Raw genomic sequence first — 8,755 nt, 5'->3', positions numbered from 1 at the left:
GCTGTTGAGTTCTCAAGGATCGGATGCTCCCACTTTTCACCCTTCCGGGCTGCTCCGCAGGGCAACTTCTCTAACTTACCACTCTCGAAGTTCTTGTCAAATCGAGGATTTTTCGGCTCCGACTGGAAGTCGGCGCACCAAACCATCGCCTGAATTTCTTCAGCTTGTTCGAGTGGAGGTTATATATCCTAAGGCAGTGAACGCCGACACTCAAGAGCGCCTGTTCTTTTACCTGGGATTGGTCCCGCATGAGGCCGGCGAGCTGTTCCGCTCTGCCGCACCTTTGGGGTGACAAGTAAGTACTTTACGTGTGATGCGAATGGCTGGCAAATTACGACTGCTGCCCGGGCGTGTCGCCCGGGACTCCCCCGGAATCCCGGGGATCCGGGGCCGGCCGGCCCGGAATCAGACGTCGCTGTCGTCTGCTGTCTCGCCACGCAGCATCCGCACCCACGCCGCCAGATAAAGGGCACCAGCCTCATCGTGGATGAGCGTCGTGTGGTGCCGCACCGCGTACGCCGTCTCGGGCACCCCGTCGGCCGGACGCACATCGACGTGCACGACCTCGTGACCCTGCTGGTGCAGCCAGTCGGCCATCGCGTAATCGGTTCGCGAATCGCCGAGGGTCCGCCAGGCCAGCGGAAGCTCTGCGCCATCCGCCTCGAGCAGGCGAAGAAACTTGCTCGCACCCAGGTCCTTGCCGAGCCGCACCGACTCGATGTCGGTGGAGATGATCGTCGGGTCGATCCGGAACGGAGCATCGCCCGCCGCGTCGAGGACGAGCGTCGTCCCCCATTCGTAACCGAGCCCGTGCGCGTCGAGCAGGCGGGCTGCGTCGGCGTCGAAGGCGTCGCGCCTGCTCGCGAAGTGTTCGGCGGAGACGTCGAGCCGCTGTTCCACCGACACCATGGCCCGTTTGGTCTCGTCGAAGAAGATGACGTCGTCGTATGTGGTCGCGACGAGCTCGCGGATGGCATCGGCATACGCCGCTGGGACCGCAAGGTCTGAGTCGACGTCGATGTCTCCGAGCCCCTCCGGCGTGATGCGGACGACAACCGCCCCCTTCTCGCAGATCGCCCAGACTCTGGCGCCGGCCGAGAGCCCTGCCGCGATCAGCTGCGGCACGACCTCTGCCTGGATGAAGGCGTCGGAGCGTCCGGTGTTGAAGGCGATGGGGACGCCGCCGTTTGCGAGTTCGACCAGGTCTCGGGGAATGCTGGGGATGGCGACGCTCCTGCTCACCGGGCTGGCGATCGGGCCGTCGACGTCGAGCAGGAGTCCAAGTACGGGGGCAGCATCATTCACGGCGCCAGTCTAAGGCGGGGGCGCGCGACCCCGCTCACACCGCTCTGGCGATCCTCTGGATCCGGTTCCGCCCTCGACAGGGCCCATGTGGGCTGATCGCCGTCCGCGGTCGGACAACCCGGAAGCGCGCCGGCCAGACCGACGAGCACAACGAAAAGACCCCCTCTCCCGGGGAACCGGAAGAGGGGGTCTTGCTCAGAGCGGTGACGGTGGGATTTGAACCCACGGTGCGCTTTAGACGCACACAACTTTTCGAGAGTTGCACCTTCGGCCGCTCGGACACGTCACCGCCGTCGAGTGTAGTTGATTCGCAGGATGTGCGCGAATCGCCGGTTGTCCCCAGCCGACGACTGTCCCGGTCTCTGTCTGCGGTCGCGGTTAGGCTCATGGCATGGCAAAGCCCACCTCGACTTTCAAGTGCACCGAATGCGGATGGCAGACGCTGAAATGGGCGGGGCGCTGCGGTGAATGCCAGCAGTGGGGCACCGTCGTCGATGTCTCCGCTGACATCGGCATCGTCCAGCGGGTGACGGCGTCGACCGTCTCCGCAGATCGGTCAGCTCGGCCCATCACGGAGATCACCGAAGCGGATGTCGCGCACTGGCCCACAGGCATCGACGAGTTCGATCGCGTGCTCGGCGGCGGCATCGTGCCCGGCGCAGCCATCCTGCTGTCCGGCGAACCCGGCGTGGGCAAGTCGACCCTCCTGCTCGAGGTCGCAGCGAAGGCGGCAAAGGCCAAGTCACGAGTGCTCTATGTCACGGCCGAGGAATCGGTGAACCAGGTGAAGCTCCGCGCCAGGCGCACGGGGGCACTCAGCGACAACCTCTTCCTCGCGGCCGAAACCGACCTCGGGGTCGTCCTCGGCCAGATCGACGCCGTGAAACCGCAACTTCTCATCGTTGACTCGGTCCAGACCGTCTCCAGCGCCCAGTCCGACGGCATCGCCGGGCAACCCAGCCAGGTGAGAGAGGTGGCGCAGACGCTGATCCGCATCGCGAAAGAGCGGGCGCTGCCCGTGCTCATCGTCGGCCATGTCACGAAGGACGGCAGCATCGCCGGTCCTCGACTGCTCGAGCACCTCGTCGACGTGGTCTGCCAGTTCGAGGGCGATCGCCACACATCCCTCCGCTTCGTCCGCGCCCTGAAGAACCGGTTCGGTCCCACCGATGAGGTGGGATGCTTCGAGATGACCGGCGACGGAATCGCCGAAGTCTCCGACCCGAGCTCGCTGTTCCTCAGCCGTGGTGCCGCCGTCTCCGGAACCTGCGTCACCGTGTCGATGGAAGGCAAGCGCGCGCTCCCGGTGGAAGTCCAGGCACTCGTCCTCGACACGTCCGTCCCGAACCCGCGCCGCGTCACCAACGGCGTCGACGCCTCCCGGGTCGCCATGCTCCTCGCGGTGCTCGCGCAACGCGCGGGGATCAAACTCCACGACAAGGACGTCTATGTGTCGACGGTCGGCGGCGTGCGGCTCACCGAACCGGGCGCGGATCTTGCCATCGCGATCGCGATCGCATCCGCGGCGATGGACTACCCGGTGCCGCACGACTTCGCGGCGTTCGGCGAGATCTCACTCGCCGGCGAGGTCCGCCCGGTCACGGCCGCCAGGCAGCGTCGCGCCGAAGCGACGCGTCTCGGTTACCGGACCATCGTGGACGCCGCGGCCGGGGGCATCCGTGACGCCCTCGATACCGCGAAGAAAGCGGCGGGCTCGTCGTTCGACAAGGAGCTCGACGCGGTCTTCTGATCCGGGCTCAGAGCGCGAGGACCCTGAGGAGTTCGTCAGGCGTGGCTTGCATAGGGTGGGGGCCGGCGATGTCGAAGAACACCGTTTCGATATCATCACCGTGGGTGCGGAGGAACGTGTGCAACCAGATCCCGTCCTGCAGGCCGACCACCGGAGGAAGCGCAGCGGGCTTGTGGGCTGCGTCCGAGAACAGAAGCAATGCCAGACGCCCGGTCTCCGGCTGGCGGTAGGTCCACACCTCGCCAGCATCCGTCGGTTTATCTCGCTGACCTGCTGTGACGAGGGGCACGACCACCCGATCATTGCGCAGTGCAAATGCGACAGCGGCCATGTCCTGCTGTTCGAGCGCATCCGCGAGGGGTTGTGAACGGAACGACGGCTGCTTCTTCTTCGGCATGCTGTCTATTCTTGCAGTCGCCGCGAACGCAGTCCGCTCAGCCGACGAGGATGAACTGCTTCGACTCCGCACTCTCGACACCGTCGACCGACGTGCTCAGGTGGTACGAGGCCCCGGCGGCGGGGACGGCGGGCCGGTCGCCTTCGCACGTCGACGGCGACGACCGGGTGCGATCCCATGCGATCGGGGCCGTGGATTCAACCGACTGCTCGGCAGCGAGTTCGACGATGGCATCCGCCGGTTCGACCTGGCAGTCGGTCGACGTCCAGTACGTGTCGCTCCCGCTCGTGATGGTGAACACCTGTGCCGCAGTTCCGACGTTGATGCTGCAGGCCGAATCGCTTGTGTTCGTGATGCGCAGCGACAGCTGTGGGAGCTCCCCAGCGGCATAGTTGCTCTTGTCGGTGAGGGCCTCGACCACGACGGCGTCGTCTGCGCACTCTCCCGGCTCCCCCGGGGTGGCCGACGGCGTCGGCGACGGTGAAGACGTGCTCTTCGTGACGGGGGTCGGGTCTGGCTCTGCACCCGAGGTGGACCCGGGCTTCCAGATCACCAGCGCGATGATGGCGATCACCGCGACGAGGCCGGCAAGCACCCAGAGTCGGCGACGGACATAGACGCTGCGCGGTTCGCGGCCGTGGCGTTCGTTCGTCGACATGGCTTCAGGATAACCAGCGCCCGGATTCCGGCAGACGAAGACGCGCGGAGGGTCGCAATTGCTTCCCTCCGCGCGTCCTGGTCCCCCGGCGTACCCGGGTTCAGGGACTCAGCGTCATCGCCAGCCGAACAGCTTCGCCAGCCAGTTGATGAAGTCCGTGATGATCTTGATGATCCTCTCGATCGGTGTCGGCGGTGTCGGCGGTTCGGGTTCGTCCTCCTCGACCGTAAGCGGGATCGTCACCGTCGTCCCCGATTCGGCGGCGGTGATGGTGAGAGTCTTCTCACCCGCCCCGGCCGGGACGGTGAACGTCACAGTCGCCGCGCCCGCCGTGACCGGAGCGGTCGCGACGCTCACTCCGTCGATGGCGGCATCCACCTGCGTGTTCACCGGGCTGCCCGTCGACGTGAGGTCGAGCTTCGACAGGTTCACCGTGACCGAGCTCCCCTCGACGATTGGTCCCGTCGGGATGCCGGTGGCCTGCACGGAGCGACGGTCGAAGCTCGGCGAGACCGGGCTGTTGGCCGTCAGGTAGGCGATCCAGGCGTCACGGTCGACGAGACCCGAGTCGCGCGTGTCCGTGCCGTCGTTGAAGATCCGGAAGTTGTCGCCGCCCGCGAGCAGGAAGCTGAACGTTCCGATCCGGTAACTTCCCTCCGGATCGAGCGGCGCGCCGTCGATCGTGACGCTCGTGATCCGGTCGTTCTGGGCGCGGGCCGGGTCGAAGGTGTACGACACGTTGTCCGAGAGACCCAGCTGCAGGTAAGGGCGCGACGGAATGGTACCGTCCGCGTTGGTCTGCCACTGCTGCTCAAGCATGGTCTTGAACTGTGCGCCGGTCAGCGACGTGGTCCCCAGGTTGTTGAGGAACGGCAGCACCGCGTTCGCCTGCGCGTATGTGATGTTGCCTGCGGCCAGGTCTGCTCGCAGGCCGCCGGGGTTCACCACTCCGATCTCGGCGCTTCCCCGGTCGGCGGACGCGAGCGATTCGACGAGCGCGTTGGCCACGAAGTTACCGAGCGTCGATTCAGAGGCCCGGTCGTCGCGCACTCCGTTTGCGAATGCGGTCGTGATCGGCGCTGTTGCGCTGCCGATGACCTGGTTGCCGATAACGCCGGACTCGGTGATGGCCGCGTCGACGATGCGGTCCACCTCGGCGACCGCCGGGTAGGTGGCGATGAGCACGCCGTCATCGGTGGTGACCCTGGCGACGTTGCGTGCGTCGTATCCGGTGACGTCACCGTCGGTGTTGTCCACGGTCAGAGTGATCTGTCCGACGTTCTCGCCGTAGCTCCCGGTCTGCAGGATCGGGCGAGTCTCGCCGTCACGGCCGGGAATCGGAGCATCCCACGCGTACTGCTTGTGCGTGTGACCGGTGAAGATCGCGTCGACCTCTGCGGTGGTCTTCGACACGATGTCGGCGAAGGCGCCGCCGGCGAGGATCTCTTCCTCCAGCGTCGACCCGTCCGGGATGCCGGCCCCTGCGCCCTCGTGGTACTCGGCGACCAGGACGTCTGCTTCTCCGTTCGACTCATCGCCGTCGGACAGTTGCGCCGCGACCCGGTTCACGGCCTCGACGGGGTCGCCGAAGTCCAGGGAGGCGACCCCGGCAGGCGAGACGAGCGTCGGGGTCTCCTGGGTCACAGCACCGATCACTCCGACATCGACGCCGTCGACCTCGAAGATCGCGTACTCGTCGAGGGCGGGTGTTGTCGTGCCGTCCAGGTAGACGTTCGCGCCCAGGTAGTCGAACCTGGCGTTCTCGCCACCGTCGATCACCCGGTCGACGAGGTCGTCGTAGCCCTGGTCGAACTCGTGATTCCCGACCGCGGATGCTGCGAGCGCCAGAGCGTTCAGCACGTCGATGGTGGGCTGGTCACGAAGCGACGACGACGCGAAGAGCGACGCCCCGATGTTGTCACCGGCTGAGAGGAACAGTGACTGCCCCTCGTCGAACTGCGCCTTCAACGACTCGATGGTCCCGGCGAACTTCACCGTGTTGGCGTCGATCCTGCCGTGGAAGTCGTTGATGTTCAGCAGGTTGACGATGGAGGTGGTCGGGCTCGCGTCGATCCCGATGAGCATCGGGTCGTGGTCGCTCGACCTGTACGGGTCTTCGGCGTAGAAATCGGTGGCGTTGTAGTTGTAACGCGAGTACTCCAGCGCGATCGACTCGACCGAGTTGATGTTCCAGATGTCCGCGCCCGTCACCGATGCGTCGGCTTCCTCTGACGCGAACACGTAGTCGAGTGATCCGACCGCCTTGCCGAACTGGTAGGTGTGCTCACCCGTCTTCGCGCCCTGGCTGACGTAGCCGGCCGCTTCGATGACCCCGATCGGGCTCTCCTTGGCGTAGGAGTTGAAGTCCCCGACGAGGAACACGCGATCGGTGTCGAGTTCGGTCTTCAACTCGTCCGCGAAGGCGACGAGCGCCTCGGCCTGACGGGTCCTGTCGCCCGTGTACGCGCCCTGCCCCGTGTCGACGTTGTCTCCCGTGGCCCCGGAGTCGCTCTTCGACTTGAAGTGGTTCGCGATGACGAGGAAGGTGTCGGATGCTGATCCACCGGCAGGCCGGAAGGCCTGCGCATCGGGCTCGCGGGCGTTGCCGAACGCCGGGGAGTCGAGGAGGATGCGGCTCTCACCGACGGTCTCGACGGTCTCGGCCTTGTAGATGAACGCGGTGCGGATGACATCCTCGTTCTCGGGGACGGCAGACGGTGACGGCACGAACGACCAGACATCGTTCCCCGCCTCCGCGTTGAGCGCGTCGACGAGGACACCGAGCGCGTAGTCGCGGTCCTTGCCGACGGCGGCGGAGTTCTCGATCTCCTCGAGCGAAACGATGTCTGCATCGATGGCGTTGATCGCGGTGACGATCTTCGCCTGCTGCCTGGCCAGGTTCGCTGAGTCTGCGGCGCCACGCACACCACAGCCCGCTGCGTCCGAGTTGTTCACGGTGATCGGGTTGCCCGCGCGGTCTGTGTAGTAGGTGCATCCGGTGCGGTCGGCACCCGTCGTGGCGAAGTAGTTGAGCACGTTGAAGGTGGCGAGGGTGACGTCGCCTCCGACGTTCTCCGGTGCTGCGGTCCGCGTGTTCGCAAAGGTGACCGGCTGCACCGTGTCGGCGTTCTCGGCCGTCAGCTGAGTGGTGGGCTGGAACTTCCAGTTGCTGTTGCGGTAGTCGAGGATCACCGGAGCGGTGAACGTGACCGGCGCGCCGACACGGACGGGCGCATCCGTCGACAGGTAGGGCAACGGGATGTTCTTGTTGGCCCCTCCGTTCGCCGTGCTGAGGAAGTTCAGTGTCGAACCGTCGTCGAGGGTGACCAGTTCGGCCGCAAACCTGGCCGTCGCTGCGGCGTGTTCGGCGGTGCCGGGGAGCCCGAGGACGGTCGGGTTCACGAGGGGCGTGCTCGACGCGGCCAGCCCGACCTCGCCGTATTGGTTCGAACTGAATACGTCGGTGACGGTGAAGTCGCCCGTCGGCGCCAGCAGCATCCCCTCGAAGCGTTCGCGCCCAGCGTCGTCAGCGGGGTAGCCGATCGCTGCGGCGACCGGTGCGGTCACCGTGGATGGGTCGAGCTGCGTAAGCCCTGCCGCGTCGGCGACGGTGATCTGGGTCAATCCGAAGTACTCCGAGACGACACCGGTCACCTGCACGTACTGGCCGACGGCGACGGCTGCCGCTGTGGCCGGAGAGTAGACGAAGAGAGCGTCGGATGCGGTCTGCCCGCTGACCGAGCCTCCCGTCCCTGCGGTCTGCAGGTAGTAACCCTGGAAGCCGCCGGTGGCATAAGCGGCCGTCACGACACCGGTGGTGGTGACGGTCGTTCCGACCTTCGTGCTCGCGTCCCCCGTGCCCTGGATCTCGGCGATGGCGACGGTCCCCGGCTCGACGGGCGGGTCGGTCGGATCAGTCGGATCAGTGGGATCGGTCGGATCAGTGGGATCGGTCGGATCGGTTCCCGCGGTGTTCTGAGGGGTGATCGTCGCGGAGAGCGTGACGTCGACCACGTTGCTGTCCGTGTCGGCGAAGGCCGTGCGGTTGAGGCTCTTGACGTCGGTGTTGCCTGCAGGTGCTGCAGCGGCAGCCGTCTCGAAGGTGTTCGAGGTGCCGTAGCCGAGGAGATCGACCACGGCGGTGTTTCCGACGACGGAGCCAGTCGGGAGCGTGATCGCCGTCGGCACGTTGGCCAGAATGATGGTGCCTGCGCTGCCGGAGAGGTTGAGCGCGGTTGACGCCGCGTCGGTCGCAGGAAGTGGCGCTCCGACGGCCCCTCCGTTGTTTGCCGCTCCACCGACGAGGTAGTGGCCCTTCGCGGGGATGCTGCCGGTCAGGTCGACGACGCTCGACGACGCCGCTGTGCCGCCGGCCGGTCGGTACTGCAGTGACCAGTCACCGATGTCGATCGCGGCATCCGTCGGGTTGTACAGTTCGACGAACTTGTGCGTGTATGCCGCACCGGCGCTTCCACCGGAGAGATAGGCCTCGTTGATCACCACCCCTGTGCCATCTGTGCTTGCCGCCGCGGGAAGCACAGCGAGGGGTGCGGCCGCGAGACCGAGCAGGGATGCGAGGGCGGTGGTACGCCAGAGGCGCTTGGACAGCAACATTGATCTCCCCGAAGTTCGACGACGAATGAAT

At 66.1% G+C, this 8,755-nt stretch carries 5 protein-coding genes and 1 tRNA gene; 1 reads left to right on the top strand and 5 read right to left on the bottom strand.

The window, feature by feature from the left end:
* Nucleotides 1–405: 405 nt before the first annotated feature.
* Together AC1M2K_RS09585 and AC1M2K_RS09580 are read right to left on the bottom strand one after the other, a co-directional pair.
* Complete coding sequence (locus AC1M2K_RS09585) at nucleotides 406–1,305, bottom strand: hypothetical protein (protein ID WP_480240789.1); 900 nt, start codon at nucleotides 1,303–1,305, stop codon at nucleotides 406–408.
* Between the two features lie 201 nt (nucleotides 1,306–1,506).
* A tRNA-Ser gene (locus AC1M2K_RS09580) sits at nucleotides 1,507–1,594 on the bottom strand.
* Between the two features lie 102 nt (nucleotides 1,595–1,696).
* Between AC1M2K_RS09580 and radA the strand changes: the two genes are divergently transcribed.
* Complete coding sequence (gene radA, locus AC1M2K_RS09575) at nucleotides 1,697–3,055, top strand: DNA repair protein RadA (protein WP_480240788.1); 1,359 nt, start codon at nucleotides 1,697–1,699, stop codon at nucleotides 3,053–3,055.
* A gap of 7 nt (nucleotides 3,056–3,062) precedes the next feature.
* On the opposite strand, the gene AC1M2K_RS09570 is transcribed toward radA, so the two are convergent.
* The 3 genes from AC1M2K_RS09570 to AC1M2K_RS09560 all read right to left on the bottom strand — a co-directional run bounded on the left by AC1M2K_RS09570 (nucleotide 3,063) and on the right by AC1M2K_RS09560 (nucleotide 8,724).
* Entirely contained in the window at nucleotides 3,063–3,452 is a 390-nt protein-coding gene (locus AC1M2K_RS09570) for an SseB family protein (protein WP_480240787.1), read from the bottom strand.
* A 37-nt stretch (nucleotides 3,453–3,489) separates the two neighbouring features.
* The gene (locus AC1M2K_RS09565; RefSeq protein WP_480238966.1) at nucleotides 3,490–4,110 is read right to left on the bottom strand and encodes a hypothetical protein; all 621 of its coding nucleotides are present in this window, start codon (nucleotides 4,108–4,110) and stop codon (nucleotides 3,490–3,492) included.
* A gap of 114 nt (nucleotides 4,111–4,224) precedes the next feature.
* The gene (locus tag AC1M2K_RS09560; protein ID WP_480240786.1) at nucleotides 4,225–8,724 is read right to left on the bottom strand and encodes an ExeM/NucH family extracellular endonuclease; all 4,500 of its coding nucleotides are present in this window, start codon (nucleotides 8,722–8,724) and stop codon (nucleotides 4,225–4,227) included.
* Between the last annotated feature and the right edge of the window lie 31 nt (nucleotides 8,725–8,755).

The organism is Mycetocola sp. Y171, from assembly GCF_056713165.1.
The sequence above is the reverse complement of the archived record's forward strand: the minus strand, read 5'-3'. Positions and strand labels throughout refer to the sequence as shown.

Excerpts from the sequence above, each read along its gene's own strand:
- AC1M2K_RS09560 (WP_480240786.1), bottom strand. The coding sequence starts at position 8,724 with ATGTTGCTGTCCAAGCGCCTCTGGCGTACCACCGCCCTCGCATCCCTG.
- AC1M2K_RS09565 (WP_480238966.1), bottom strand. The coding sequence starts at position 4,110 with ATGTCGACGAACGAACGCCACGGCCGCGAACCGCGCAGCGTCTATGTC.
- AC1M2K_RS09570 (WP_480240787.1), bottom strand. The coding sequence starts at position 3,452 with ATGCCGAAGAAGAAGCAGCCGTCGTTCCGTTCACAACCCCTCGCGGAT.
- radA (WP_480240788.1), top strand. The coding sequence starts at position 1,697 with ATGGCAAAGCCCACCTCGACTTTCAAGTGCACCGAATGCGGATGGCAG.